The 26,982-nt window shown below is 73.3% G+C and carries 20 protein-coding genes; 12 read left to right on the top strand and 8 right to left on the bottom strand.

Going from position 1 to position 26,982, the window contains the following annotated elements:
- Positions 1-76: 76 nt before the first annotated feature.
- Together FHX31_RS20050 and FHX31_RS20055 are read left to right on the top strand one after the other, a co-directional pair.
- Positions 77-1,228 (top strand): acyl-CoA dehydrogenase family protein, encoded by a 1,152-nt coding sequence (locus FHX31_RS20050; protein WP_013474776.1) that lies wholly within the window; start codon positions 77-79, stop codon positions 1,226-1,228.
- Positions 1,229-1,260: 32 nt separating this feature from the next.
- A complete protein-coding gene (locus FHX31_RS20055) occupies positions 1,261-3,207 on the top strand; it encodes a GMC family oxidoreductase N-terminal domain-containing protein (protein WP_184976989.1) in 1,947 nt (648 codons plus the stop codon).
- Between the two features lie 6 nt (positions 3,208-3,213).
- Here FHX31_RS20055 and FHX31_RS20060 read toward each other — a convergent pair whose 3' ends face one another.
- Positions 3,214-5,361 carry a 3-hydroxyacyl-CoA dehydrogenase NAD-binding domain-containing protein gene (locus FHX31_RS20060; protein WP_184976990.1) on the bottom strand — a complete coding sequence of 716 codons (2,148 nt, stop codon included), beginning with the start codon at positions 5,359-5,361 and terminating at the stop codon, positions 3,214-3,216.
- A 9-nt stretch (positions 5,362-5,370) separates the two neighbouring features.
- Positions 5,371-6,585, bottom strand: a complete 1,215-nt coding sequence (locus FHX31_RS20065; RefSeq protein ID WP_013285318.1) for an acetyl-CoA C-acetyltransferase — start codon at positions 6,583-6,585, stop codon at positions 5,371-5,373.
- Between the two features lie 162 nt (positions 6,586-6,747).
- Here FHX31_RS20065 and FHX31_RS20070 point away from each other — a divergent pair, with 162 nt between their 5' ends.
- Together FHX31_RS20070 and FHX31_RS20075 are read left to right on the top strand one after the other, a co-directional pair.
- Positions 6,748-7,956: a TetR/AcrR family transcriptional regulator gene (locus FHX31_RS20070; RefSeq protein WP_184976991.1), complete on the top strand. Its 1,209-nt coding sequence runs from the start codon at positions 6,748-6,750 to the stop codon at positions 7,954-7,956.
- A gap of 63 nt (positions 7,957-8,019) precedes the next feature.
- Entirely contained in the window at positions 8,020-9,213 is a 1,194-nt protein-coding gene (locus FHX31_RS20075) for a TetR/AcrR family transcriptional regulator (protein WP_236619404.1), read from the top strand.
- A gap of 12 nt (positions 9,214-9,225) precedes the next feature.
- On the opposite strand, the gene FHX31_RS20080 is transcribed toward FHX31_RS20075, so the two are convergent.
- Complete coding sequence (locus FHX31_RS20080; RefSeq protein ID WP_013285315.1) at positions 9,226-10,443, bottom strand: oxygenase MpaB family protein; 1,218 nt, start codon at positions 10,441-10,443, stop codon at positions 9,226-9,228.
- 152 nt (positions 10,444-10,595) lie between these two features.
- On the opposite strand from FHX31_RS20080, the gene FHX31_RS20085 reads away from it, so the two are divergent.
- Entirely contained in the window at positions 10,596-11,567 is a 972-nt protein-coding gene (locus FHX31_RS20085; protein WP_013474771.1) for an oxygenase MpaB family protein, read from the top strand.
- Here FHX31_RS20085 and FHX31_RS20090 read toward each other — a convergent pair.
- Together FHX31_RS20090 and FHX31_RS20095 are read right to left on the bottom strand one after the other, a co-directional pair.
- Positions 11,475-13,337 carry an AMP-dependent synthetase/ligase gene (locus FHX31_RS20090; protein ID WP_184976992.1) on the bottom strand — a complete coding sequence of 621 codons (1,863 nt, stop codon included), beginning with the start codon at positions 13,335-13,337 and terminating at the stop codon, positions 11,475-11,477. The two genes, FHX31_RS20085 and FHX31_RS20090, sit on opposite strands and share 93 nt — an antisense overlap.
- A gap of 204 nt (positions 13,338-13,541) precedes the next feature.
- On the bottom strand, positions 13,542-14,309 hold the full coding sequence (locus FHX31_RS20095) for an SDR family NAD(P)-dependent oxidoreductase (RefSeq protein ID WP_184976993.1): 768 nt from the start codon (positions 14,307-14,309) through the stop codon (positions 13,542-13,544).
- Between the two features lie 137 nt (positions 14,310-14,446).
- Between FHX31_RS20095 and FHX31_RS20100 the strand changes: the two genes are divergently transcribed.
- The 5 genes from FHX31_RS20100 to FHX31_RS20120 all read left to right on the top strand — a co-directional run bounded on the left by FHX31_RS20100 (position 14,447) and on the right by FHX31_RS20120 (position 19,785).
- A complete protein-coding gene (locus FHX31_RS20100) occupies positions 14,447-15,670 on the top strand; it encodes an oxygenase MpaB family protein (protein ID WP_184976994.1) in 1,224 nt (407 codons plus the stop codon).
- Positions 15,671-15,734: 64 nt separating this feature from the next.
- Positions 15,735-16,310 (top strand): hypothetical protein, encoded by a 576-nt coding sequence (locus FHX31_RS20105; protein WP_013474767.1) that lies wholly within the window; start codon positions 15,735-15,737, stop codon positions 16,308-16,310.
- Positions 16,311-16,384: 74 nt separating this feature from the next.
- Complete coding sequence (locus tag FHX31_RS20110) at positions 16,385-17,569, top strand: zinc-dependent alcohol dehydrogenase (protein ID WP_013285309.1); 1,185 nt, start codon at positions 16,385-16,387, stop codon at positions 17,567-17,569.
- Positions 17,566-18,510 (top strand): SDR family NAD(P)-dependent oxidoreductase, encoded by a 945-nt coding sequence (locus FHX31_RS20115; protein ID WP_114919936.1) that lies wholly within the window; start codon positions 17,566-17,568, stop codon positions 18,508-18,510. Before FHX31_RS20110 ends, FHX31_RS20115 begins: the two co-directional genes overlap by 4 nt.
- Positions 18,511-18,639: 129 nt before the next feature.
- Complete coding sequence (locus FHX31_RS20120; protein ID WP_030270435.1) at positions 18,640-19,785, top strand: MBL fold metallo-hydrolase; 1,146 nt, start codon at positions 18,640-18,642, stop codon at positions 19,783-19,785.
- Between the two features lie 49 nt (positions 19,786-19,834).
- Here FHX31_RS20120 and FHX31_RS20125 read toward each other — a convergent pair whose 3' ends face one another.
- Both FHX31_RS20125 and FHX31_RS20130 read right to left on the bottom strand, forming a co-directional pair.
- On the bottom strand, positions 19,835-21,346 hold the full coding sequence (locus tag FHX31_RS20125; RefSeq protein ID WP_071098804.1) for a deoxyguanosinetriphosphate triphosphohydrolase family protein: 1,512 nt from the start codon (positions 21,344-21,346) through the stop codon (positions 19,835-19,837).
- Positions 21,347-21,391: 45 nt separating this feature from the next.
- A complete protein-coding gene (locus FHX31_RS20130; protein ID WP_396783979.1) occupies positions 21,392-22,768 on the bottom strand; it encodes a nucleotide sugar dehydrogenase in 1,377 nt (458 codons plus the stop codon).
- Positions 22,769-22,826: 58 nt separating this feature from the next.
- Here FHX31_RS20130 and FHX31_RS20135 point away from each other — a divergent pair, with 58 nt between their 5' ends.
- Entirely contained in the window at positions 22,827-25,274 is a 2,448-nt protein-coding gene (locus tag FHX31_RS20135; RefSeq protein WP_184976996.1) for a Tex family protein, read from the top strand.
- Positions 25,275-25,313: 39 nt separating this feature from the next.
- Here the strand turns inward: FHX31_RS20135 and FHX31_RS20140 are convergent, their stop codons facing one another.
- The gene (locus FHX31_RS20140) at positions 25,314-26,327 is read right to left on the bottom strand and encodes a DUF389 domain-containing protein (protein ID WP_013285303.1); all 1,014 of its coding nucleotides are present in this window, start codon (positions 26,325-26,327) and stop codon (positions 25,314-25,316) included.
- A 152-nt stretch (positions 26,328-26,479) separates the two neighbouring features.
- Between FHX31_RS20140 and FHX31_RS20145 the strand changes: the two genes are divergently transcribed.
- Positions 26,480-26,914 carry a hypothetical protein gene (locus FHX31_RS20145; RefSeq protein ID WP_114919933.1) on the top strand — a complete coding sequence of 145 codons (435 nt, stop codon included), beginning with the start codon at positions 26,480-26,482 and terminating at the stop codon, positions 26,912-26,914.
- Positions 26,915-26,982: the final 68 nt, after the last annotated feature.

Here is a 26,982-nt window from a genome sequence, read left to right on the forward strand (position 1 = left end):
CGGCGGCCTCCTGACATTTGATATTCGATAGTCTAGCCTTGCTGTCAATCCCTCACGATGCGCTGGAGGTACCGCGGTGGAGTGGAGCGACGAGCAACTGTCACTTGTCGAGGCGGTGCGGGACTTCTGCCGCCGCGAGGTCGGCACCCGCGAGCAACGGCACCGTCTCACCGACGGCGGGCGGGAACCGCACAGCCCGGAGCTGTACCGGAAGATGGCCGAACTCGGCTGGCTCGGCCTGTCGCTGCCGGAGGAGTACGACGGCGGCGGCGCCGGCATGACCGAGCTGTGCCTGTTCCTGGAGGAGACCAGCCGGGCGATGGCGCCCATCGGCGGGTTCACCACCTCGATCATCGTCGCCGCCACGTACCAGCGGTTCGGCACGCCGGAGCAGAAGAAGCTGATCCTCAGCGGCGTGGCCCGCGGCGTGGTCGAGGCGGTCGCGATGTCCGAGCCCGAGGCCGGCTCCGACGTGGCGAACCTGAGCTGCCGCGCCGAGCGGCGCGGCGACGGGTGGGTGGTCAACGGGCAGAAGACGTGGTGCTCCAACGCCCACCTGGCCGAGCACATCCTGCTCGTCGCGCGCACCTCGGGCCGGGCCGGCGACCACCAGGGCCTGACCATGTTCCTGGTCCCGGCCGGCGCGCCCGGCCTGACCGTCTCCGGCATCGACACCATGGGCGGCCGCGAGGTCAACGACCTCTACTTCACCGACTGCGTGCTGCCCGCCGACGCGGTGGTCGGCCGGGTCGACCACGGCTGGCGGCAGCTGATGGCCGGGCTCAACATGGAACGCCTGATCCTCGCCAGCGTGGTGCTCGGCATCGCCCGGCGCGCGTTCGACGACGTGGTGGCGTACGTGAAGGACCGCCGCCAGTTCCGCCGGCCGATCGGATCGTTCCAGGTGATCCGGCACCGCCTGGCCGACCTGGCCACCGAGATCGAGTGCGCCCGGCTGCTGGTCTACGACACCGCCGCGAAGGTCGACAAGGCGCCGGACACGGTGCTGCCCCGGGAGAGTTCGATGGCGAAGCTCAAGGCCACCGAGACGGCCCGGCGCGTCGCGCTGGACGCGATGCAGATGATGGGCGGCTACGGCTACACCACCGAGTTCGACATGGAGCGCCTGGTCCGCTCGGCGATCGTGTCCACCGTGTACGGCGGCGCCAGCGAGATCCAGCGCGAGATCATCGCCAAGACGTACGGCCTGTCCGAGCAGATGTCCTGACCCACCCGGCCCTTCGGTCGATCGGAGGCACCGTGCACCTGTCCGACCGCCAGCGCGCCGCCCTGGCGAGCATCTGCGACACGTTCGCGCCGGGTGACGGCGCCGGGATCCCGTCGGCCAGCCGGCTCGGCGCGACCGAGGTGATGGCCGCACTCGTCCTGCACAATCCGCGCGCCGCCGAGGTCCGGCAGTTCCTGCGGCTGCTGGACCGGTGGGACTCCCCCGCCACCCAGTTCGTCCTCGGCGGTTCCGCGCGGCCGTTCTCCCGGCAGTCGCAGGAGCGCCGGGAGAAGACGCTGCTCGCGCTGGCCCACTCGCGGATCACCGCCAAACGGGCGCTGTTCCAGGCGCTCAAGGGCGCCGCCACCCTCTCCTACTACCTGACGCCGGGGCCGGCCGGGCACTCGCCCGTGTGGGACGCCATCGGCTACCCCGGACCGCTCGGGGTCCGGCCCGACGCGCCCGCGCCGCCGCTGACCCCGGTCCACCCGTCCGCGCCGACCACGCTGGACTGCGACGTCGTCGTCGTCGGATCCGGCGCCGGCGGCGGCACTGCCGCCGCGGTCCTCGCCGGGCACGGCCTGGACGTGGTCGTCGTCGAGAAGGGCGGCTACTACGACGACCGGGACTTCGACGGCGGGGAGCTGTCCGGACTGTCCCGGCTCTACGCCCCGGGCCCCGCCGCCACCGCCGAGGGCCAGCTCAGCCTCCTCCAGGGGCAGTGCCTCGGCGGGGGCACAGTGGTGAACTACACCACGTCGTTCCCCACCCCGGCCCGGGTACGCGAGGAGTGGGCCGCGCTCGGCGTGCCGCAGTTCGCCACCGACGAGTACGACAGCTGCCTCGACGCGGTGTGGTCGAGGCTCGGCGTCAACCGCGAGCACGGCCGGATCTCCTCCCGGGACGCGCTGATGGAGCGCGGACTGAACCGCCTGGGCTGGCACGTCGACGAGATGCCCCGCAACGTCGACGGCTGCGACACCGGTGTCGAGTGCGGGCGCTGCGGCCTGGGCTGCCGGATCGGCGCCAAACGGTCCGCGACGAAGACCTGGCTGGCCGACGCGGAGCGCGCCGGTACGCGGCTCGTCGTCGGCGTCGACGTGCGGACCGTCACCGTCGAAGCGGGCCGGGCGACGGGCGTGACCGGCCATACCGCGAACGGCCACCCGGTCGCCGTACGCGCCCGCGCCGTGGTGGTCGCGGCCGGCAGCGTGCAGACACCCGCCCTGCTCCGCCGCTCCGGGCTCACCAACCCGAACATCGGCCGGCACCTGCACCTGCATCCCGCGACCGGCGTGTGGGGCGTGTTCGCCGAGGAGGTGCGGCCGTGGGAGGGCGGGATGCAGACCCGGTACTCCACCGAACACGCCGATCTCGACGGCCGCGGCTACGGCGTCATCTACGAGACCGCCGCCACCAACCCGGCCACCGCTGTGTCGTTCATGAGCTGGACGGGCGGACGGGCACATCTGGACCGGATGCGCGCGCTGCCGCACCTCGGCGGGGTCGGCGTGATCACCCGCGACCGCGACAGCGGTGAGGTCCGGGTCGGCCGCGACGGCGAGCCGGTGGTGCACTACCGCCTTTCCCCCTACGACGCGGTCCATCTGCGAGCAGGGATCGCCGGCGCGGCCCGGATCGTCGAGGCGGCCGGAGCGCTGCGGCTCTGGTCCGGACACCAGCGCGGCCCGGTCTGGGAACGCGGCACGGGTTCCATCGACGAGTTCGTCCGGCACGTCGAGACGCTGGGGACCGCGCCCGGGCAGGTCGCCATGGCCGCCCTGCACATCATGGGCGCGGCCCGGATGGGCGGCAGCGCGGCGACGTCGGTGGCCCGGCCGGACGGCGCGACGTGGGAGGTCCCCAACCTGGTCCTCGCCGACGCGTCGACCTTCCCGGGGTCGCTGGGCGTCAACCCGATGATCTCCGTGGAGGCCATCGCGTACATGAGCGCCCAGCGACTCGCCGCCGCGCTCTGACCGCCGCTACTCGAACCGTTCGCCCCGCTCGGCCATGGCCGTCAGCAGCGGCGGCGGGTCGAACCGCTCGCCGTAGCGCTCTGCGAGCACCCGGGCACGGGCCACGAAGCCCGGCAGCCCGCCGTCGTACTGGTTGACGTACTGCAGGACGCCACCGGTCCAGCTCGGGTAGCCGATGCCCAGGATCGAGCCGACGTTGGCGTCGGCCACCGAGGTCAGCACGCCCTCCTCCAGGCACCGCACCGACTCGATCGCCTCGATGAAGAGCATCCGCTCCTTGAGGTCCTCGAAGGGCGTGTCCAGGTTCGTGCCGCCGAACTGCTCCCGCAGCCCCGGCCAGAGCCCGGCCCGCTTCCCGTCGCGGTAGTCGTAGAAGCCGGCACCGCCGGAGCGTCCGGTCCGGCCGCACTCGTCGATCATCCGGTCGATCACCGCGTCGGCGGCGTGCGGCTGCCAGGTGCCCCCGGCGGCCACTGTCGCGGCGGCCGTCTCCTGGCGGATCTTCCGGGGCAGGGTGAGGGTCAGCTCGTCCATCAGCGCGAGGACCGGCGCGGGATAGCCGGCCTGGCTGCTGGCCTGCTCGATGGTCGCCGCCGGAATGCCCTCGGCCAGCATCGCCACGCCCTCGTTGGTGAACGTGCCGATGACCCGGCTGGTGAAGAAGCCCCGGCTGTCGTTGACCACGATCGGCGTCTTGCGCAACTGGCGGACGACGCCCAGCGCGCGGCCCAGCGTGGCCTCGTCGGTCCGCTCCCCGCGGATCACCTCGACCAGCGGCATCTTGTCCACCGGGGAGAAGAAGTGCAGCCCGACGAACTCCTCCGGCCGGCTGACGCCCTCGGCCAGCAGCGTGATGGGCAGCGTGGAGGTGTTGGAGGCGATGAGCGCGTCCGGCGCGACCTGCTCGATCTCGGCGTACACCTTGTGCTTGAGCGCCGGGTCCTCGAAGACCGCCTCGATGGCGAGGTCGACGCCGGCCAGGTCGGCGAGGTCGCCGGTGGCGTGGATGCGGCCCAGGATCTCGTCCCGCTTCTCCGGCGTGGACCGGCCCCGCGCGACCGCCTTGTCGAGCAGGCCCGCCGAGTACGCCTTGCCCCGCGCCGCGCCCTCGGCGGTGACGTCCTTGAGCACCACCCGCATCCCGGCGCGGGCGCAGACGTACGCGATGGCGGCGCCCATCATGCCCGCGCCGGCGACGGCGACGATGCGTACCGGCTCGTGGTCGCCACCGGCGGTGCGGGACCGGGCGGTCTGGAGGTCGAAGAAGAGCGCCTTGATCATGTTCTTGGCGACCTGGCCGGTCGCCAGCTCGGTGAAGTACCGCCCCTCGATGACGAACGCGGTGTCCAGGTCCACCTGAGCGCCCTCGACGGCGGCGGCGAGGATGTTGCGGGGCGCCGGGTAGGGCGCGCCCTTGAGCTGCTTGCGCAGCAGCGCGGGCATGGCCGGCAACTGCACCGCGAGGCCGGGGCTGGACGGGGTGCCGCCGGGCATCCGGTAGTCCTTGCGGTCGTACGGCTGGGTCGCGTCCGGGTGGGCGGCGATCCACTCACGGGCGGCGGCCATCAGGGCGTCCCGGTCGGCGGCCAACTCGTCGACCAGCCCGTGCGCGAGCGCGTCCTGCGGCCGGCGGCGCTGGCCGCGCAGCAGCCAGTCGGTCAGCGCGGCGGTGACGCCGAGCAGCCGGACGGTACGCACCACGCCGCCGCAGCCGGGCAGCAGACCGAGCGTGACCTCGGGAAAGCCGATCTCGATGGCCGGGTCGTCGAGCACGACGCGGTGGTGGCAGCCCAGGGCCAGTTCCAGTCCGCCGCCGAGGGCCGATCCGTTGACGGCGGCGACGACCGGGCGGCCGAGCGTCTCCAGCCGGCGTACGGCCTGCTTGAGCGCGGCCGCGTCGGCCGCCGACGCCTCGGCGTCGGCGGGCGTGAGCCGCACCAGGGTCTCCAGGTCGCCGCCGGCGAAGAACGTCTTCTTGGCCGAGGTGACGATCACGCCGGTGATCCGGTCACGCTCGGCTTCGAGCCGGTCCACGGTGGCCGCCAGGCTCTCGCCGAACTCCGCGTTCATCACGTTCGCCGAGCGGCCGGGGTGGTCGAGGGTGAGCAGCACGATGCCGTCGTCGCCGTGCTCCCACCGGATGGTGTTTGCCATTCGTGCTCCTCAGATTCGTTCGATCACGGTCGCGATGCCCATGCCGCCGCCCGCGCAGAGCGTGGCCAGGCCGTAGCGGCCGCCGCGTCGTTCCAGTTCGTCGACGAGCGTGCCGAGGATCATGGCGCCGGTCGCGCCGAGCGGGTGGCCCATCGCGATCGCCCCGCCGTTGGCGTTGACGATGTCCGGGTTCAGGCCGAGGTCGGCGACGAACCGCAGGACCACCGCGGCGAACGCCTCGTTGATCTCCACCAGGTCGAGGTCGTCGACGCCGAGACCGGCCTTCGCGAGCGCCTTGCGGGCGGCCGGGGCCGGGCCGGTGAGCATGATGGTGGGGTCGGCGCCGCTGAGCGCTGTGGCCACGACGCGGGCGCGCGGGGTGAGACCGGCGGCGGCGCCTGCCGCCTCGCTGCCGATCGCGACGAGCGCAGCGCCGTCCACGATGCCGGAGGAGTTGCCCGCCGTGTGGACGTGCTCGATGCGCTCGACCCAGTGGTACTTCTGCAACGCGACCGCGTCGAAGCCCGCCTTCTCACCGATCTCGGCGAACGAGGGGCGCAGCGCGCCGAGGCTCTCCGCCGTCGAGTCGGCCCGGATGTGCTCATCCCGGTCCAGCACGGTCAGCCCGTTACGGTCGCGTACCGGCACCACGGACCGGGCGAAGTAGCCGTTGGCCCACGCCTTCGCGGCCCGCGCCTGCGACTGGAGCGCGTACGCGTCGACCGTCTCCCGATCGAAGCCGGCGATGGTGGCGATGAGGTCGGCGCTGATGCCCTGCGGCACGAACCCGGTGGTGAAGTTGACCTCCGGGTCGAGCGCCCAGGCCCCGCCGTCGGAGCCCATCGGCACCCGGGACATCGACTCGACGCCACCGGCGAGGACGAGGTCCTCCCAGCCGGAGCGCACCTTCTGCGCGGCGATGTTCACCGCCTCCAGCCCGGAGGCGCAGAAGCGGTTGAGCTGGACCCCGGCCACCGTGTCGGGCAGGCCGGCGGCGACGGCGGCGGTCCGGGCGATGTCGGCGCCCTGGTCGCCGAGCGGGGACACCACCCCGAGCACGATGTCGTCGATCAGCGCCGGATCGAGGCCGGGCATCCGCCGCAGGGTCTCCTCGATCAGGCCGGTGATCAGCGAAACCGGCTTCACCCCGTACAGCGATCCGGTCGGCTTGCCCCGCCCGCGCGGCGTGCGCAACGCGTCGTAGATGAACGCATCGGTCGTCATGCCAAGCTCCTCATTGCTCACCCGCATGCGAATTTCGCCTAACTTTTCTTGAGCCTGCCGCCGCTTGTCAAGACGCGTTCCGCGCTGTCCGGCTCCGACCCCGCCGGGGAAACGGCCGAGGGGCGTCACCGGATGTACGCGAGGGGGCGCTAACGTGTAGCTGTGCGACAAGCAGCCAGCGACACCGCCCCGGCACCGGTCAGACGGCCCAAGGACCGCAAGGCCCGAATCGCGCTCGCCGGGGCCGAGTTGTTCTGCGAGCGGGGCTACCACGGCGTCTCGGTGGACGAGATCGCCGCCGCCGTCGGCATCAGCGGGCCGGCCGTCTACCGGCACTTCCCGAACAAGTACGCGATCCTGGTGCACGCCACCCGGGAGGTCGTCGGCGCCCTGCTCGCCGCGACCGGACAGCCGGCGGCGAGTAACGCCGACGGGCTGCTCGACGAGCTGCTGCGCGCGCTCGCCGAGGTCGCGGTGAGCAGGCGGCGGGTGGCCGGGCTGTACCAGTGGGAGGGCCGCTACCTGACGCCCGAGCACCGGCAGGAGTTCGCCGCCTCGATGGCCACGCTCGTCGGCCGCGTCGCCGCGCCGCTGCGCGAGTTGCGTCCCGAGCTGACCACCGCGCAGGCCGACCTGCTGGTGAACGCGGCGCTGAGCGCGTTCGGCAGCGTGACCACGTACCGGGCCGCGGCCACCGGCGCCGACACCGAGCACCTGCTCACCCGGGTCGCCTGGACGCTGCTGCGGACCGACGCGCCGACGGTGCCGCTCCGGCGGCGTACCGCGCCGCAGGACATGCCCGCCACCGGGCCGGTGCGTCCGGCGTCGCGGCGCGAACTGCTGCTCATCGAGGCGATGCGCCTGTTCCACAGGCACGGCTACCACGCAGTCGCGGTCGAGGACATCGGCCGCGCCGCGGGCATGCAGGCGTCCAGCGTGTACCGCTACTTCCCCGGCAAGGCCGACCTGCTCGCGGCCGCCTACTACCGGGCCACCGACCGGCTCACCGGGGCCACCACCGCGGCGATCGCCGAGGCGAGCGACCCGGCCGACGCGCTGCACCGGGTGGTGCGCGCCTACGTCGACTTCGCGTTCGGCCAGAGCGACCTGGTCGCGGTGTACCTGGCGGAGAACAACAACCTGCCGGACCGGGACCGCCACCAGTTGCGCGGCGCGCAGCGGCTGCACGTCGAGGAGTGGGTGGGCCTGGTCCGGGCGGTACGACCGGACCTGCCGGCCGCCGACGCCCGTGTGCTCGTGCACGCCGCGCTGAACGTGGTCACCGACGTCGGGCGGCTCGGCCGCTTCGACCGCACCGCCGGCTACGACGACCAGACCGCCCGGCTCGCGCTCGCCGTCCTGCACGCCTGACCGGCGTCACCGCGAGCGCGCGGGCGGCGTGAGGCGCTGTGGTTGACTGACACCCATGGTCCCGTGCCCGTCCGCGTCCGCCCGGACGATCCGGTGACCACCGGGCCGGCCGCGGCCACCCGGCCCCGCAACCGCAGACAGGTCATCGTCGAGTCGGCCGGGCAGGTGTTCAGCGAGCGCGGCTACCACGGCGCGTCCATGGAGGAGATCGCCGCGGCGGTCGGGATCAGCGCGCCCGCGCTGTACCGCCACTTCCCGAACAAGTACGCGTTGTTCGCCGAGTGCGCCAACGTGATGGTGGACAACCTGGTCGGGGTCATCGACGAGTGGCCGCCGGACGCGGCGCTGGCCGACGTGCTGCTGGCCCTCACCCGGGTCACCGTCGCGCACCGCGCCTCCGGCGGCATCTACCGGTGGGAGGCCCGCTACCTCGGCCGCGCGGACCGCCACCTGCTCCGCGCGAAGTTCGGCCACGTCGTGGGCCGGGTGACCGAGATGGTACGGCGGGACTACCCGCTGCCCGACGAGCGGCTGCGGGCGGTGGCCGCGCTCGGGGTGATCGGCTCGGTGACCATGCACCGCACCTCGATCGCCCAGCGCCGGATCGAGGATCTGGTGCTGCGGTCCGCGATGCGGGTGGTGGCCACCGATCCGGCCACCGCTGCCGGGACGGCGCGGCTGGTCGAGCTGCCCGCCCAGCCGGTGCCCCGGACGCGGCGTGCGGAGATCCTGGCCGCGGCCGTACCGCTGTTCGCCCGGGACGGGTTCGCCACAGTCACCAACGCGCAGATCGCCCAGGCGGTGGGGCTCGCACCGTCCGCGATCTACCGCCACTATCCCGGCAAGGTGGACATCCTCGTGGCCGCCTGCCTCCAGGCGGCGGAACTGCTCGCCCAGGCGGTGGACCGCAGCCTCCAGCGGGCGGCCGACCCACGGCAGGCGGTGGTCGCGCTGGCGGCGGCGTACGTGGCCTACTGCTTCGAGCACAACACCCTCAACAGCGTGGCCGAGGCGGAGGTGGCCGGCCTGCCGGACGACGTACGGCGTCCGCTCATCCTCGCCCAGCGGGAGCACATCGCGGTCTGGGAGCAGCAGTTGCGGGCGGTCCGGCCGGACCTGGACCGGCGGCAGGCCCGGCTGCTCGTGCACGCCGGGTTCGGCGTGGCGGTGGAGGCCGGGCGCGCCCTGCGCTGGCAGGACTCGCCCGGCCACCGGGACGCGGTCACCGCGCTGGTCACCGGCGCCCTGACGCTCTGAGCCGGCACGGACTCAGGTGCCCGGCCGGTTCATGACCGGGATCGTGATCGGGGTGTGCGACGCGGACGAGCCGTTGTTGAGGAACAGCATCGCCAGCCCGCGGATGAACCTGTCGAACAGGCCGAACGTCTCCGGCATGAGCGGCGAGAGCCCTTCGCGGAACATCACGTACGTCGGCCAGCCGGCCTCGATCACGCCCCGGGAGATGTAGTCGCGGGGCAGCCGCAGCCAGTCGCCGATCCGGTCGGTGAGCACGTAGCGCGCGAACTCGCGCTGGAATCCCCGGGTGACGCCCAGGTCCACCGAGGACGTCAGGTTCAGCAGGATGTCGGCCAGGTCGATGCCCTCGGGCGTCGGCGCGAGCAGCGGGGACAGCGCGTACCGGGACTGCTCCTCGGCGGCGGCCCAGCTGTTCGGGATGAACTCGTCGCGCACGCCGAGCAGGTGCAGCGCGACCTGCCACATGTGCAGGTAGGCCTCCTCCTCCGCGGCCGACATCCGCAGTCCCCAGCGACGCCAGTCGAGCAGCTTGCGGTGCACGTACGTGCCGAGGCTGTGGAAGGTGATGAGGATGTCGCCGTTGCTGATCGGGATCGGGTGGTCGGTGACGCCGCGCCACGGCGCGGACTGCGGCAGCAGGTGCCGCACGGCCGCGTGGGTGAGCCGCGTCTTGTGCGAGGTGACCACGAAGCTGCCGGTGGCCTTGAACGCGTCGGGGGCGCTCAGGTCGTACCCGTAGGTGAAGGTCTTCGCGGCGCGCGACTTCATGTCCGCGCCGCCCTCGGACCAGTAGACGTTGCGGGCCTCGCGCGGGATCACCGTGCTCATGATCCCGCTGCCCAGGCCGTAGAGCAGGAACAGGTACATGCTCATGCGCTTGTTGAACTGGGCGGCGCGGTCCAGCTTGGCCTGGTCGGCCCAGGACGGCAGCGTGTTGACCCGCCGCAGGTAGGTGGTGAGCGCCGGGGGCAGGCCGGCGGGCAGCGCGTCGCCGTTGCGGATCCAGGACGCGAACGCGGTGTTCACCGCCGGGATCTGACCGGCGTCCAGCATCGAGGCGACGAGCGGGTCGGTGTCGTCGTCCCAGACGTCCCACGGGTCGGTGACCGTGTCGGTCCCGGCGATCGAGCCGGACGACGACCACGCCCACGCCTTCGGGGCGTCCGCCACCGCTACCAGTCCCAGCGCGGCGCCGAGCGTCAGGACGCTTCGTCTACTGAGATTCTCCATTAGCACCACTTCCCGGTTCGACCGGACATCGCCCTGAACACCGGCCCGTGAGGTGCGCCCAAGCAGGTTTCGAGTTATCCGGGGATGTGATTTTCTATTAACATAGAGGAGCTTGACTGCATCGGCAAGGGTGGACGGTGGGGGTGGTGGCGATGGCTCGTGACGGGCGGTACCGCTGGTTGCGCCGGATCGAGACGCTCGATCCGGTCCGCGACCACCACGAGATCTACCGGCTCTCCGCCGGATACGAGTTCCCCTTCGACTACCAGCGGGCGCTGGAGCTGGCGCTGCTGCGCACGTTCTGCGTGCCGAGCATCTCCGCGCTGCTCGACGCGACTGGCGAGTTCCGGCTGCGGGCGCAGCAGCGCTACGACGACACCGCGCTGCTGATGGCCGAGCTGCTGGAGCACGGGTACGACTCGCCGCGCGGCCGGGAGGCGCTGCGGGTGGTCAACCGGGCGCACGGCCGGTACGCGATCTCGAACGACGACATGCGGTACGTGCTGTCGACGTTCGTCTACGAGCCGATCGACTGGCTGGACCGGTACGGCTGGCGCCCGCTGCACGAGCACGAGCGGCTGGCCGCGTTCCACTACTACCGCGCGGTCGGCGCGCGCATGGGCATCCGCGACGTCCCGGCGGACTTCGACGCGTTCCGGGCGTTCAAGGACGCGTACGAGCGGGACACGTTCCGCCGTACGCCGAGCAACGAGCGGGTCGCGGCGTACACGCTGGACCTGTTCGCGTCCTGGTACCCGGCGCCGCTGCGCCCGGCCGCGCGGCTCGCGGTGCGCGCGCTGCTGCCGCCCGAGATGCGGGCCGCCTTCGGGCTGCCGGCCGCGCCGCGACCGCTGACCGCGCTGGTCGGCGGCGCGCTGCGCGCCCGGGCCGCCGTGGTGCGGCTGCTGCCCGCGCGGACCGTGAGCCGGCTGACCCGCGCGCCGCGCAACCGCACCTATCCCGGCTACCCGCGGGGGTACCGGCCCGCCGACCTCGGCGCGCCGCCACCCCCGCCCGGCATCGACCCGGCGCTACTCCGTGACGGGCTCCGCCACCGCGTCGCCCGGCCGGTAGAGGGCGTCGATCCGGTCGCCGTACCTGTCGACGATGACCCGGCGCCGTAGCTTCAGCGTCGGGGTCAGCTCGCCCGACTCCGGCGTCCACGCCGACGGCAGCACCTGGAACGTCTTGACCTGCTCCGGCCGGGCGAGGCGCGCGTTCGCCGCGTCCACCGCGGCCTGGATCTCGGCCAGCAGCACCGGGTCCGAGGCCAGCGTGGGCAGCTGCGGGTCGCTGACGCCGTGCGTGCGCGCCCACTGCGGCGCGACCTCCTCGTCCAGCACGATCAGCGCCGTGACGTACGGCCGCCGGTCGCCGATCGCGACCGCCTGACCGATGAGCGGGTGCGCCCGCAGCAGGTTCTCGATCTGCGCCGGCGAGATGTTCTTCCCGCTGGACGTGATGATGAGTTCCTTCTTGCGGTCGGTGATGGTGAGGAAGCCGTCGTCGTCGAGCGTCCCGACGTCGCCGGTGGCCAGCCAGCCGTCCGCGTCGACGACCGGCTCGACGCCACCGTCCTCGCGCAGGTAGCCGGAGCACACCAGCGGACCCCGGACGAGGATCTCACCGTCGCCGGCGAGGCGTACCTCCATGCCCACGTTCGGGCGGCCGACCGTCCCGGTGCGGAAGCGGTCGGGGGTGTTGAGGGTGGCGGTGCCGGTGGTCTCGGTCAGACCCCACACCTCCAGCACGTCGACGCCGAGCCCGGCGAGGAACCGCAGCACGTCCACCGGGATCGGGGCGGCGCCGCTGCCGGGCCAGGTCATGTTCTGCAGGCCGAGGGTGGCCTGCAACGGCCGCAGCACGGTGTCCCGGGCCTGCGCCACCCGGGCGGCCAGCTCGTCCGGCACCGGCTCTCCGGCCGCGCGCAGCTCGTACGCCTCCAGTGTCACAGCGCTCGCGGCGGCGACGGCGGCGCGGACCGCGGGCTCGGCGGTGGCCAGGTGGGCCTGGACGCCGGCGGCCATCTTCTCCCAGACCCGCGGCACCCCGAAGAACGAGGCGGGGCCGACGGTGCGCAGCGCCGCGACGAGCTGCGTGGCGTCGGGGCAGATCGTCACGTGCCCGGCGCGGTAGATCGGGTTGTAGATGCCGAGGAACCGTTCGGCGATGTGCGCGAGCGGCAGGTAGGCCACCGTCGGCGCGTGGTCGGGGACGGACACCATCGCGTCCAGCGCCACCGCCTGGTAGATCACGTTGTGGTGGCTGAGCACGACGCCCTTCGAGTTACCAGTCGTGCCGGACGTGTAGAGCAGCGTCACCGGATGCTCGGGCCGGATCGTGCGCCAGCGCCGCTCGAAGGCGTCCGGGTCCGCCTCGCGTGCGGCCCGGCCGAGGGTACGCACGCGCGACAGCGGCACCGCGTCGGCGACCGGTTCGGCGGGCTCGTCCACCAGCACCACCCGCAGCAGGTCGGGCAGATCGGCCAGGATCGGCCGCCAGCGCTCCAGCTCGGCCGGCCCCTCCAGCACGAGCACCTGGGCGGCGCTGTGCCGGGCCAGGTAGCGCATCTGCTCGGCGCTGAGCGTCGGGTAGATCGTGGACGGCACCGCGCCCAGGTGGACCGCCGCGAGGTCGACGAGCCAGTGCTCGGTGCGGCTGGACATCATGATCAGCATGTGCCGCCCGGCCTCCAGGCCGATCTCGGCCAGGCCGGCGGACAGCTCGGCGACCTCGTCGCGCAGCGCGGCCCAGGTGCGGGTGTCGTCCCGGCCGAGCGTGGTCAGCGCGGGCCGGTCGGCGTACTCGGTGGCGTTGCGGTGCAGCAGCGCCGGGACGGTCAGGTCGGCGGCTTTCTTGGCGCAGTCCTCGGCGAGGACGTGGGCGGGGTCCATGGGCTACTCCTTCACACGCAACCGGGCCTGGTGGTGGCAGGGCTGGCCGCACCCCTCGCCGTGGTGCCCGCGCGGGTTCCGCAGCCGATGGCAGCACTGTAAACGAGGGTTAACTTCCTGGGAAGGAGTGGCCGTGATCTGGCGCGGTATCGCGTCGTGACGGCAACCTGGCGACGAACGCGGACTAACCAAACGGCCCGCCGGTCACTGCGCGGTCCAGCCACCGTCCACGTGCAACACGCTGCCGGTGACGTAGCTCGCGGCGTCCGAGGCCAGGAACAGCACCGCGCCGACCACCTCCTCGGGACGGCCGAACCGGCCCATCGGGATACGGTCGCGCAGCCGCTTCGACCACTGCTCGTGGCCGCGCAACCCTTCGGTCATCGGGGTCTCCAGGTAGCCGGGCGCCACCGCGTTGACGCGTACGCCGACCGCCGCCCACTCCAGCGCCAGCGTGCGGGCGAGCTGCTCGACGCCGCCCTTGCTGGCGCTGTACGCGGCCAGGCGCGGGAAGCCGACCTGACCGTGCACGGAGGACATGTTGACGATGCTGCCCGCGCCCTGCTCGACCATGAGCGCGCCGGCCGCGCGGGCGCAGACGAACACCCCGGACAGGTTGGTGTCGATCACCTGCTGCCAGTCACCGAGGCTGAGCCGCTCGCTGCGGTGCAGCGCCGGGCTGATGCCGGCGTTGTTGACCAGGACGTCGAGCCGCCCCCACCGCCGCCGCGCCAGGGCCACCACGGCGTTCGCGGCCGACTCGTCGGCGACGTCACCGGCGACCACCTCCGCCGTGCCGCCGCCGGCCGCGATCCGGTCCCGCACCTCGTCCAGCGCGTCCGGCCGCCGGGACTGGAGGATCACCGACGCGCCGGCCCGGGCCAGCCCCTCGGCGACCGCCGCGCCGACGCCCTGACTGGCGCCCGTCACCCACGCCACCTTGCCCGACAGCATCCCCTCGACCAGCGCCACCGTGGACTCCCCTCATCGCAAACCATCGACAGTTGTCGTCATGAGCCTTGTGGACACCGTTACCACGTGCTCTCATGTGATACACGGGCGCAACATTCGTTTCACCGTATCAGCGGCCTCGACCCCGAGGAGTGAACGTGGAACCGGTAAGCAGGCGCAAGATGTTGAAGGCCGGTGGGGCACTCGGCGCGCTCGGCGCGCTCAGCGTCGCCGCTCCGGCACAGGCCCGGTCGGCGTGGACCTGGTCTCCGAAGGGATCGGTGGCCGGCGCCGGCGCGGGCGTGGACCCCCGCTGGGTGTGGGACGAGGAGGCCGACCCGCTCGTCGCCTCCCTCCTGGACCGGGGCGAGGCGCCACTGGTCAACCAACTGCTGCGGACGTGGACGAGGAACGGCCAGCCGCTGCCCTCCGGCCTCCCGGCGGACGTCCGCGCGTTCATCGAACGCGCACGCGTGCTGCCGTCCTGGGTGGACCAGGGCAAGCTGGCCACCGCCGTGCGCTTCAACGAGAAGCGCGGGCTCTACCTCGGCGTGCTCTACGGCCTGGCCAGCGGCATGATGAGCACAGTCATCCCGAAGGAGGCGCGCGCCGTCTACTACTCCAAGGGCGGCGCGGACATGAAGGACCGCATCTCCAAGACCGCCAAGCTCGGGTACGACATCGGCACCGCCAACGCGTACCAGCCCGACGGCTCGATGATCGTGACCGCCGTCAAGACCCGGCTCGCGCACGCCGGTGTGCGTCACCTCCTGCCGCAGTCGCCCGAGTGGGCCGACGTCGCGCCCGAGGACATCCCGATCAGCCAGCGGGACATGATGGTCACCTGGCACAGCCTGCCGACCACGGTCATGCGGAAACTGACCGACTGGCGGGTGCCGATCCCCGCCGCCGAGTCGACGGCCTTCCTGCACCTGTGGCAGGTGGCCGCGCACATGCTCGGCATCAGGGACGAGTACATCCCGGCCACCTGGAGCGAGGCGAACTCCCAGGCCGGCGAGGTCCTCGACCCGATCCTCGCGCCCACCCGCGAGGGCAACGCGCTCGCCGACATCCTGCTCGGCCTCGGCAAGGAGATCGACGCCGGGCTGCTCAGCAAGCCCATCCTCGGCTCGTTCACCCGGTTCATGCTCGGCAACCAGATCGCCAACTGGCTGGAGATCCCGCGCGACCTGCTCTGGGACACGCTGCTGCGGACGAGCTGGGGCCCGTTCATCGCGGTCCGGGAGGCGCTGCTGCCGTTCCCGCTCGCACCGGAGTGCTACTGGCTGTTCGACGAGTTCCTGCGCAAGCTCGCCCTGCTGTTCCTGTCCGAGGGGCAGTCCATCAACATCGAGATCCCGCTCGGCAACCGCGAGTTCTGACCACCGCGTCGCAGCCGGGCACCTCCCGTCCCCGGCTGCGACGACGAGCGCCCGGGTGAGCACCATGACCGTGTCCCTCCCTCCGTTCCTGGGGTACGTGCTGGCCGCGCCGGTCCTCGTGGCCGCTGCCGAACTCACCGCCGCGTACCCGGCCGCCGCCCGGACGCCGTCGCCGGACGTGGCCGGGCTGCTCGGACTCGGCGAGATCATGACGGCCACGGCCCTGCCCGGGGCGGCCCTGATCTCCGTCGAGGTCGCCCCGGACGGGACCGTGTCGTTCACGCTGCCGCCGGACCGGTACGACGGCGACACCTCGGCCGCCGAACTGATCGCCGACGGGCTCTCGGTGCCGCGCCGGCGCGTCCGTGTGCCACCGCCACGACCGGCAGCCGGCCGGACACGTGGCGCGCCCCATCCGGCCGTCGGAACCCGTACCCCGCTCCGGGTCGCCGTGGCGGTGGCCCGGCGGCGGCTGCTGGAGGCCGCGTCGGCGACGCTCGGCACGCCCGTCGCCGGCCTGCGGCTCGCGGCCGGCGCCGTCACCGACCGCGCCGGCCGCCGCCTCGACATCGGCGCCCTCGCCGCCACCGCCGCCAGCACCAGCACGATCGCCGTGGCTGTCGACCTCACGCCACGGTGACCGGCGCCGCCGATTCAACGGCCCTCTGCCGGGTAGCAGTCCGAGGGACGCCACCGGAGAGGGGACAGACAGGCATGAAGGCACTGACCTGGCACGGCAAGCGGGACGTCCGCGTGGAGGACGTCCCGGACCCCCGGATCGAGGAGCCGACCGACGCGATCGTCCGGATCACCTCGACCGCCATCTGCGGCTCCGACCTGCACCTGTACGAGGTGCTCGGGCCGTACCTGAAGCCCGGCGACATCCTCGGGCACGAGCCGATGGGCGTCGTCGAGGAGGTCGGGCCCGGCGTGACCCGGCTCAAGAAGGGCGACCGGGTGGTCGTCCCGTTCAACATCTCCTGCGGCTCGTGCTGGATGTGCGAGCGGCAGCTCTACGCACAGTGCGAGACCACGCAGGTGACCAGCCAGGGCAAGGGCGCGTCCCTGTTCGGCTACACCTCGCTGTACGGCTCGATCCCCGGCGGCCAGGCCGAGTACCTGCGCGTGCCGCAGGCCCAGTTCGGCCCGATCACCATCCCGGACAGCGGCCCGGACGAGCGCTGGCTCTACCTCTCCGACATCCTGCCCACCGCCTGGCAGGCGGTGAAGTACGCGGACACCCCGCCCGGCGGCACGCTCGCCGTGTTCGGGCTCGGCCCGGTCGGACAGTTCAGCGCCCGGATCGGCCGCCACCTCGGCGCCGGCCGGGTGATCGGGCTGGACCTGGTCCCCGAGCGGCTGGAGATGGCCCGCCGCCACGGCATCGAGGTGCTCGACGTCAGCCAGCTCGACGACGTACCCGGCGCGCTCATCGACCTGGTCGACGGACGCGGCCCGGACGCCGTGATCGACGCGGTCGGCATGGAGGCGCACGGCGCGCCGCTGGGCAAGATGGCCCAGACCGCCGCCGGGCTGCTGCCGGACAAGCTGGCCCAGGCGATGACCGACAAGGCCGGCGTGGACCGGCTGGTGGTGCTGCACGCCGCGCTCAAGGCCGTACGGCGTGGCGGCACCGTGTCGATCTCCGGCGTGTACGGCGGCGAGCAGGACCCGATGCCGCTGATGGAGATGTTCGACAGGGGCATCCAGCTGCGCATGGGCCAGTGCCACGTGCGGCGCTGGGTCGACGAGATCATCCCGCTGCTGGAGCGCGACGACGACCCGCTGGGCGTCGAGGACCTGCGGACCCACCGGCTGCCGCTGACCGACGCGCCGCGCGCGTACGAGATGTTCCAGAAGAAGGAGGACGGCTGCGTGAAGGTCGTGCTCGCACCGTGACCCGGACGGTGGTCGTCACCGGCGCGACCAGCGGGATCGGCCGGGCGACCGCCAGGGAGCTGGCGGGCCGCGGGGACCGGCTGGTTCTCGCGGCCCGCTCCCCCGCCACGCTCGACGAGGTACGCGACGAGTGCCGGGCGGCGGGCGCGCGGGCGATCGCCGTACCGATGGACGTGACCGAGCCCGGCGCGGTGGCCGCGCTCGCCGACGCGGCGCGGGCCGAGTTCGGCCGCGTCGACGCCTGGGTGCACACCGCCGCGGTGATGTCCTACGGCCGCTTCGACGAGACCCCGGCCGAGGTGTTCGAGCAGGTGGTCCGCACCGACCTGCTGGCCGCCGCGGCGGTGGCCCGGGAGGCGCTGCGCCGTTTCCGGACCACCGGCGGCGGCACGCTCGTGCTCACCGGCTCGGTGCTCGGGCACATCACCGCGCCCTACATGAGCGGCTACGTCGCTGCAAAGTGGGGTCTGCAAGGGCTGGCCCGCACGCTCCAGCAGGAGGCGCGGGAGACACCCGGCGTCGCGATCTGCCTGGTCAACCCGGGCAGCGTCGACACGCCCGTCTACCGGCAGGCGGCCAACTACCTGGGCCGCGTCGGCCGGCCGCCGCCCCCGATCGCCTCGCCCGAACGGGTGGCGCGGGCCATCGTCGGATGCCTCGACCGGCCCCGCCGGGAGGTGTCGGTGGGCCGGCTCAACGTGGTCATGCGCTTCGGCTTCACAGTCCTGCCCGGCGTGTACGACGTGCTGGTCGGGCCGCTGATGCGCCGGGCCGGACTGACCCGGACGCCGGTCGCCGCGCACCAGGGCATCGTGTTCACGCCCAACCCGGCCGGTGAGGCGGTCCGGGGCGGATGGCTGCCCGACGTGTCCCAGGTGGTCCGGGCCGTGGGCGGACGCGCGGCGACCGTGGCGTCCGCGGTACGCCGCCGGCTGCCCTGACGTCCTGTGGGTGGCTGTCGTGCGGGCGGGCCGTCGCGCGGGCGGGCCGTCGCGCGGGCGGGCCGTCGCGCGGGCGGACCGGGACGAGGGTCGTTACCGTGTACGACGGGACACGGCGGAGGGACGAGCATGCGGGAACCAACGGGGCGGGAACCGGACCGGACGCGCGGCGGGCGGGTGTGGAAGCTCGCCGGGCTGGCCGCCGTCGCCGGGATGGCCTGGGCGGCGCGGGACGTACCGGCCCAGCTCGGCGGCCGGCTCACCGGCGCCCGGGCGGAACGGGCGGCCCGGTCACCGCGCTTCCGCGACGGCACGTTCCACAACCCGGCCGGCGCCAGCGCCACGATGGTCGCCGACCCGGGCCGCAACCTGCTCCGGGAGCTGGTCTTCGGCAAGCAGAAGCGGCGGCCGGGCAGCCCGGTGCCGCTGCTGCACCCCGGCGCCGCGCCGGCCGGCGACCAGGCCCGCGAGCTGAACGTCGTCTGGTACGGCCACGCCTCCACGCTCGTCGAGATCGAGGGGCACCGGGTGCTGCTCGATCCGGTGTGGAGCGACAGGTGCTCCCCGTCCGGGCTGGTCGGCCCGCGACGCATCCACGAGCCGCCGGTCCGCCTGACCGACCTGCCCCCGCTCGACGCGGTGCTGATCTCGCACGACCACTACGACCACCTCGACATGGAGACCGTCCGCACGCTGGCCGACCTCCAGTCCGCGCCGTTCGTGGTGCCGCTCGGCGTCGGCGCGCACCTGGCCCGCTGGGGCGTACCCGAGCACCGCATCGTCGAGCTGGACTGGTCGGAGAGCCACCGGGCCGGCGGACTGACACTCACCGCGACCGCCGCGCAGCACTTCTCCGGGCGCGGCCTGCGCCGCGACGGCACGCTCTGGAGTTCCTGGACGATCACCGGTACGCACCGGAAGGTCTTCTACACCGGCGACTCCGGCTACTTCGACGGGTACGCCGCGATCGGCGCCGACCACGGCCCGTTCGACGTGACGCTCATGCAGATCGGCGCGTACGACAGGGCGTGGCCGCACATCCACATGTTCCCGGAGGAGGCGGTCGCCGCCCACCTCGACGTGCGCGGCGGACTGCTGGTGCCGGTGCACTGGGGCACGTTCAACCTGGCCCTGCACGACTGGTCCGAGCCGGTGGACCGGCTCTGGGCCGAGGCGAAGGCGCGCGACGTACGGCTGGCCGTGCCGCGTCCCGGCGAGCGGGTCGTGGTGGACGAGCCGCCGGCGGTGGACGGGTGGTGGCAGTCGGTCGCCTGACGCGGCGCGGTCCCTGGGTGGCGCTGTCGCCTTCGTGCTCCGCGCCGGCTCAGAGCACGAAGGCGTCCGTCCACAGCGCGCCCGAGCGGCCCGACAACGCGTCGAGCATCGCCACCGCCTGACCGTCGGTGAGCTGCGCGACGAAGTCGATGATCGCCCGGCCCCGGGCCCGGCCGATCCGGTCCGGGGTACGCGGGTGCAGCTCCGCCTCGGCCAGCTCCACCAGGTCGTGCAGGCGGCGCGGCAGCCGGGACTCCTCGTCCGGGTCCAGCAGCCACTCCCACAGCGCCTCCACCAGCGTGCCCAGCAACCGGGCCTGGCCACGCTGGTGCAGGGCCAGGTCCGGGCGGGCCAGCACGAACCGGTGGTGCACGAACTTGAGCACCTGCACCTCGTGCCACTGCGCCTTCGCCAGCAGCACGTACCCGGAACGGACCCCCGGGTCCGGCGTCACAGTGATGGCGTCCACGAAGCGGGTCGACCAGCGGGCGGAGAACCGGGCCACGTACTGCTCCGCCTCGATCGAGCCGTCGAACGGCAGCGCCAGCAGCCCTTCCACCAGTTCCTCGCGGACGTGCTCGACAGCGGCGGCGAACGCCTCGTCGTCGGCGATCCAGCCGTCCTTGCGGTGCAGTTGCCGGCGCAGCCGCTCGATCGCGGCTCCCGGCCGCCGGCCCGCCCCCTCCAGCGCCGACGCCGTGATCGACCGCAGGTGCCCGCACTCGCGCTGCCAGGCCATCAGCTCGGCCGCCACGGCGCCCTGCTGGAGCACCCCGACGCGGTAGAAGTCCTCCACGTCGTGGATCGCGTACGCGATGTCGTCGGCCGTGTCCATCACCGACGCCTCGGGCGTCTGCTGCCAGTCCGGGATCCGCCCGGCGAACGGCTCCCGTGCCTGCCGCAGGTCGTCCAGCTCGGTGCGGTACGCGCCGAACTTCACCGAACCGCTCTCCGGATCCTCCGGCGGCGCAGCCGCGCCCCGGGGCGCCGGGTCCAGGTGGCGCGGGTGCGGATCGGGGTGGTCCAGCCGGGTCCACGGGTACTTCAGCATGGCCGCCCGGACCGCGGCGGTCAGGTCCAGCCCGGTGGTCGCCGCGCCGCGGATCTCGGTGCTGGTGACGATCCGGTACGACTGGGCGTTGCCCTCGAAGCCGTCGGGCAGCCCGAGGCGCTGCCGGGCCAGCCGGTCGAGCACCCGCTCCCCCAGATGCCCGAACGGCGGGTGCCCGAGGTCGTGCGCGAGCGCGGCGGCCTCCACCACCTCCGGGTCGCAGCCGCCGAGCTTCTCCAGCAGGTCCCGGTGCGCCGGGTCGGCCGTCAGCCGCTCCGCGATCGCCCGGGCCACCTGGGCCACCTTCAGGCTGTGGGTGAGCCGGTTGTGCACCAGCAGCCCGGAACCACCCGGGCTGATCACCTGGGTGACGCCGTTCAGCCGGGCGAAGAACGGCGAGCCGACGATCCGGTCCCGGTCGGCCCGGAACGGGCCGGCGGCCAGGTCGCCGAGCGCCCGGGCGCTGCCGCCGAACAGCCGCCGGGCCCGCGGATCCGCAGGTGCCTCCATGATCGCCACGCTAGCGCAGCCGGCGGCGGGCCGGGCAGGGTGTGCCTAGAGGCGCTCGACCACCGGCCCGGAGCACCGGTTGCGGGCGTCGAACACGTAGCGGGCGCGGCGGGAGACCATCTCGTAGTCGAAGACGTCGTGGTCGGTCGTGACGACCACCGCATCGGCCGCGTTGACCTCCTGCTCGGTCAGCGGCACGACGAGCACCCCACCCGGGATCTGGTGCGCCTCGGCGTACGGCTCGACGGCGCGGACGTCCGCGCCGAGGTCGCACAGCCGCCGGGCGACGTCCACCGCCGGCGAGTCCCGCATGTCCCCGGTGTTCTTCTTGTACGCCAGGCCGAGCATCAGCAGGCGCGCGCCGTTGACGGCACGGCCGGTGCGGTTCAGGCCGGTCATCACCCGCTGCGCCACGTGCTCGGGCATCTCGTGGTTGACGTCGTTGGCCAGCTCGATGAACCGGAACTGACGGCCGAGACGCCGCTTGACCTGCCAGGACAGGTAGCAGGGGTCGATCGGCAGGCAGTGTCCGCCGACACCGGGTCCGGGCCGGAACGGCATGAACCCGAACGGCTTCGTCTCCGCGGCGTCGATCGCCTGCCAGACGTCGATGCCCAGGTGGTGGGAGAGCACCGTGAGCTCGTTGATCAGGCCCAGGTTCACCTGACGGAAGGTGTTCTCGATCAGCTTGGTCAGCTCCGCGACCCGGGTGGAGGACACCGGAACGGTCCGCTCCACGATGCGGCGGTAGAAGCCGTCCACCCGTTCCAGCGCGGGCGCGTCAACGCCGGAGACCACCTTGGGCGTGTTCTCCAACCGCCAGGTCGGGTTGCCGGGGTCGATGCGTTCCGGGCTGTACCCGAGGTGGAAGTCGCCAGGCGCGTGGAGCCCGCTGGCCGTTTCGAGCAGCGGACGCAGCAGTTCCTCGGTGGTGCCCGGATACGTGGTCGACTCCAGCACCACTGTGCTGCCCGGCCGCACGTGCGGGCCGATACCCCGGCCGGCCTGCTCGACGTAGCTCAGGTCCGGCGTGCCGTCGCGCAGCGGGGTCGGCACCGTGATGACGCAGACGTCGAAGCCCTCGGCGTCGGCGTACTCGGTGCTCGGCAGGTAGCGGCCGCTGCCGAGCGCCCGCCCCAGCCGGTCGGCGGGGATGTCCTCCACGAAGGATTCACCGGAGGCGAGCCGCTTGACCCGGTCGGCGTCGACGTCCAGCCCGACCACGTCGAAGCCGGCCTCGACGGCCCGCATGGCCAGCGGGAGACCGACGTACCCCTGACCGATGACGACCACTTTCTCAGCGCTCACCCGGGCTCCAGACAACCGTAGGAAATCACCTGATTGGAGGCTAGAGGGGTTTCTGGGGCCGGAAGTCCGTTTTCGGGATATCGGCCCGGACCCGCCGTCCGGCCGGTGCGGCACGTGCCGCAGCAACGGGCAGAATGCACGACGGAACCCACCCGAGAAGGCGGATCAGATCGTGACCCAGTCTGTGCACCAGCGGATCGCCGAGGAACTCGGCGTCGCCGAACGGCAGGTAAGGGCGGCAGTCGAGCTGCTCGACGGCGGCGCCACAGTGCCGTTCATCGCCCGCTACCGCAAGGAGGCCACCGGCCTGCTCGACGACGCGCAGCTGCGCACGCTGGAGGAGCGGCTGCGCTACCTGCGCGAGCTGGACGAGCGGCGCGCGGCCGTGCTGGAGTCGATCCGGAGCCAGGGCAAGCTCGACGAGGCGCTGGAGGCGCAGATCCTCGCCGCCGACTCCAAGTCCCGCCTGGAGGACATCTACCTGCCCTACAAGCCGAAGCGGCGCACCCGCGCGCAGATCGCCCGCGAGGCCGGGCTGGAGCCGCTCGCCGACACGCTCCTTGCCGATCCGGCCCAGGACCCGAAGACGGTCGCCGCCGGGTTCGCCGACCCGGACAAGGGCGTCGCGGACGCCGCTGCCGCCCTGGACGGGGCGCGGGCCATCCTGATCGAGCGCTTCGCCGAGGACGCCGACCTGATCGGCACGCTGCGCGAGCAGATGTGGTCGCGGGGCCGGCTGGTCTCCCGGGTACGCGAGGGCCAGGAGACCGCCGGCGCGAAGTTCGCCGACTACTTCGACTTCGCCGAGCCGTACCCGAAGCTGCCCTCGCACCGCATCCTCGCCGTGTTCCGGGGCGAGAAGGAGGGCGTGCTGGACCTGACCATGGACCCGGAGGCCGAGGGCGACGCCGACGCGGCCACCGGGCCGAGCCGCTACGAGGCCGCCGTGGCCGGACGCTTCGGCATCAGCGACCAGGGGCGGCCCGCCGACCGGTGGCTGGCCGACACGGTGCGCTGGGCCTGGCGTACCCGGATCCTGATCCACCTGGGCGCGGACCTGCGGATGCGGCTGTGGCAGGCGGCGGAGGAGGAGGCCGTGCGGGTCTTCGCCACCAACCTGCGTGATCTGCTGCTGGCCGCGCCGGCCGGGGCACGGGTGACGATGGGCCTCGACCCGGGCCTGCGTACCGGCGTGAAGGTGGCGGTGGTCGACGCCACCGGCAAGGTGGTCGCCACCGACACCATCTACCCGCACGAGCCGCGCCGGCAGTGGGACGCGTCGCTGCACACGCTCGCCACGCTGGCCGCCGCGCACGGCGTCGAGCTGGTCGCGATCGGCAACGGCACCGCCAGCCGGGAGACCGACAAGCTGGCCGGCGACCTGATCAAGCAGCACCCGGAGCTGAAGCTCACCAAGGTGGTGGTCTCCGAGGCCGGCGCGTCGGTCTACTCCGCGTCCGCGTACGCCTCGCAGGAGCTGCCCGGTCTGGACGTCTCGCTGCGCGGCGCGGTGTCGATCGCCCGCCGTCTCCAGGACCCGCTGGCCGAGCTGGTGAAGATCGACCCGCGGTCGATCGGCGTCGGGCAGTACCAGCACGACCTGTCCGAGGTGAAGCTGTCCCGTTCGCTCGACGCGGTGGTCGAGGACTGCGTCAACGCCGTCGGCGTGGACGTCAACACCGCCTCCGCGCCGCTGCTCACCCGGGTGTCCGGCATCGGCGCCGGGCTGGCCGAGAACATCGTGCTGCACCGTGACGCCAACGGGCCGTTCCGCACCCGCGCGGAGCTGAAGAAGGTGCCCCGGCTCGGGCCGAAGGCGTTCGAGCAGTGCGCCGGCTTCCTGCGCATCCCCGGCGGCGACGACCCGCTGGACTCCTCCAGCGTGCACCCGGAGTCGTACCCGGTGGTGCGCCGCATCCTCTCCTCCACCGGGCAGGACCTGCGGGCGCTGATCGGCAGGTCGGCCATCCTGCGCGGCCTGCGCGCGACCGACTTCGTCGACGACACGTTCGGTCTGCCCACCGTCACCGACATCCTGGCCGAGTTGGAGAAGCCCGGCCGCGACCCGCGTCCGGAGTTCCGGACCGCGACGTTCGTCGAGGGCGTGGAGAAGATCAGCGACCTGCAGCCCGGGATGATCCTGGAGGGCGTGGTCACCAACGTGGCCGCGTTCGGCGCGTTCGTCGACGTGGGCGTGCACCAGGACGGACTGGTGCACGTCTCGGCCATGTCGCACACCTTCGTCAAGGACCCGCGCGACGTGGTGAAGTCCGGCGACGTGGTCAAGGTCCGGGTGCTCGACGTGGACGTACCGCGCAAGCGGATCTCGCTGACGCTGCGGCTGGACGACGAGGCGCCGGCCGGTGGCCGTCCCGCGGCCGGGGGGCCGGGCGGCGAGGAGCGCGGCGGCCGGCGCGGTGGCGGGCAGCGCGGCGACGGTAGCGGGCAGCGCGGCGACCGTGGCGGGCAGCGCGGCGACGCCGGCGCCCGGCGTGGCGGCCAGGGCGAACGGGGCGGCTCGCGCGGTGGTCAGTCGCCGCGGCAGGGACGAGGTGGCGGAGCGGCGGCGCCGGTGAACGACGCCATGGCGGAGGCCCTGCGCCGCGCCGGTCTGGCCTGACGGTCTGCGGCCGCCGGTCGGGCTGACGTCACGAACGAGTCAGCTCGACCGGTGCCCGCCCGACGACGGATCGGTCCGGGCGGACGCGGGGTCACGGTCGGCCCGCTGCCGGGGCACCGGCTGCCGGGACCGCCGCGCCACACGCCGCCACCAGGAGCGCTGGACCAGCAGCGTGAGCAGACCCGCCAGCACGATGGCGGCCAGGTTGACGACCAGCTGGAGCGCGGAACCGGCCGCCTCGTGCCAGACGCCGTACGCGGCGGCGACCGCCACGTTCGCGGCCGCCGGCACGGTGGTCACCGAGATCAGGACGCCGACCAGGGAGCCGGACTTCTTCGAGGTCAGCGACAGCATCCCGGCGATGCCGGCGAGCAGGCCGACCACCCACGACAGGGCGTCCGGGCGCCAGATGAAGTCCGTCAACGGCCGCTCGGCCAGCAGCATCTCCCGGCTCACCAGACCGGCCGCGTCCAGCGCCCAGGTGCTGACCACGGTGGCGAGCATCGCCGCCACGAAGCCGACGACGAGCGCCTGCACCGACCGGACGACGACACCCCCCTTGCCGCGCAGCAGCGCCACGCAGAGCGCCGCGAGCGGGCCGAACTCCGGGCCGACGACCATCGCACCGACGATGAGGATGGGCTGGTCGAGCAGCACGCCGATGCCGGCGATCATGGTGGCGACGACGATCAGCGCCAGGAAGATGCCGGTGAGCACCGTCTGCTCACCCGTCTTCGCGGCGACCTCGTCCCAGATAAGCGCGTCGTCACCGTGGCCCGGAGCGGCCTCGGCGGCCCGGTCCGCGGCGGCCGAGAGGGTCAGCTCCACGTCGTCGGCGGCGATCGCCCCGCGCGCCTCGACCCCCATCTCCCGCAGCCGGCGCAGGACACCGTCGGCGCTCTCCCGGACCACGTCGCAGGTGATGTAGTCGCCGGCCGGCTGACGCGCCGCGCCCGGCAACACCACCAGGTGGGTCACACCGGGGTCCGCGGCAAGCATGTCGGCGATGTCGGACGAGCGGTCCGCTGGTGCGATCACCCGGATGTGCAGCACGAACCAGGCTCCTCGATGGGCGCGACGGACGTCAGCACTCTAGACGATCCACGCGGCGGCGGGTGGTCGCGCGACGACCGGGCACGCCTTCTCCGCCCGGCCCGGGAGCGGCCGGGTCGGGCGGGCGCGGCGGTGGGCGTACCCTCGCGGTCGTGGGTGCCGACGACGACGAGCGGTGGCGGGAGCGGCGACGCCACGCGGTGCGGGCGCACGCCGAGGCCGACGCCCGGCAGCGCGCCGCGGAGCAGGCCGAGGCCACGGAGCTGGTCGCCCGGTTCGCGGCCGAGGCCGCCGGGCGCGGCCTGCGCACCGAGCGGCTCGTGGCCACGCCCTACAGCGGACGCGGCCGCTACCGCACCCCGCTGGTCGGGTGGTACGTGGACCGGGCCCGGAGCCGGGCGGTGGACACCGAGGGCCGCTACTACCTGCTGACCGTGCCGGCCGGGCTGCGCGCCCGGCTGCTCGGCGCCCGGCCGGAGCCGTCCACGCCCTCACTCGTCATCGGCCGCGGCGGGCGCGACGGGGAGTCCCTTCCGCTGACTGCGCTGCTCGGCGCGCGCCTCGAAGCGGGCGACGACTGGCCCTGACCCGGCCCGGCCACCTGTCGACACCGTCCCGGCCGATCCTCGTTACCCAGAACGGACGACACGTGGCC

This window comes from Micromonospora sp. CNZ286, from assembly GCF_014207755.1.

Coding starts and splice junctions, on each gene's coding strand:
- FHX31_RS20080 (WP_013285315.1), bottom strand. CDS start 10,443: ATGGAGAATCTCAGTAGACGAAGCGTCCTGACGCTCGGCGCCGCGCTG.
- FHX31_RS20085 (WP_013474771.1), top strand. CDS start 10,596: ATGGCTCGTGACGGGCGGTACCGCTGGTTGCGCCGGATCGAGACGCTC.
- FHX31_RS20090 (WP_184976992.1), bottom strand. CDS start 13,337: ATGGACCCCGCCCACGTCCTCGCCGAGGACTGCGCCAAGAAAGCCGCC.
- FHX31_RS20120 (WP_030270435.1), top strand. CDS start 18,640: ATGCGGGAACCAACGGGGCGGGAACCGGACCGGACGCGCGGCGGGCGG.
- FHX31_RS20110 (WP_013285309.1), top strand. CDS start 16,385: ATGAAGGCACTGACCTGGCACGGCAAGCGGGACGTCCGCGTGGAGGAC.
- FHX31_RS20125 (WP_071098804.1), bottom strand. CDS start 21,346: ATGGAGGCACCTGCGGATCCGCGGGCCCGGCGGCTGTTCGGCGGCAGC.
- FHX31_RS20060 (WP_184976990.1), bottom strand. CDS start 5,361: ATGGCAAACACCATCCGGTGGGAGCACGGCGACGACGGCATCGTGCTG.
- FHX31_RS20105 (WP_013474767.1), top strand. CDS start 15,735: ATGACCGTGTCCCTCCCTCCGTTCCTGGGGTACGTGCTGGCCGCGCCG.
- FHX31_RS20065 (WP_013285318.1), bottom strand. CDS start 6,585: ATGACGACCGATGCGTTCATCTACGACGCGTTGCGCACGCCGCGCGGG.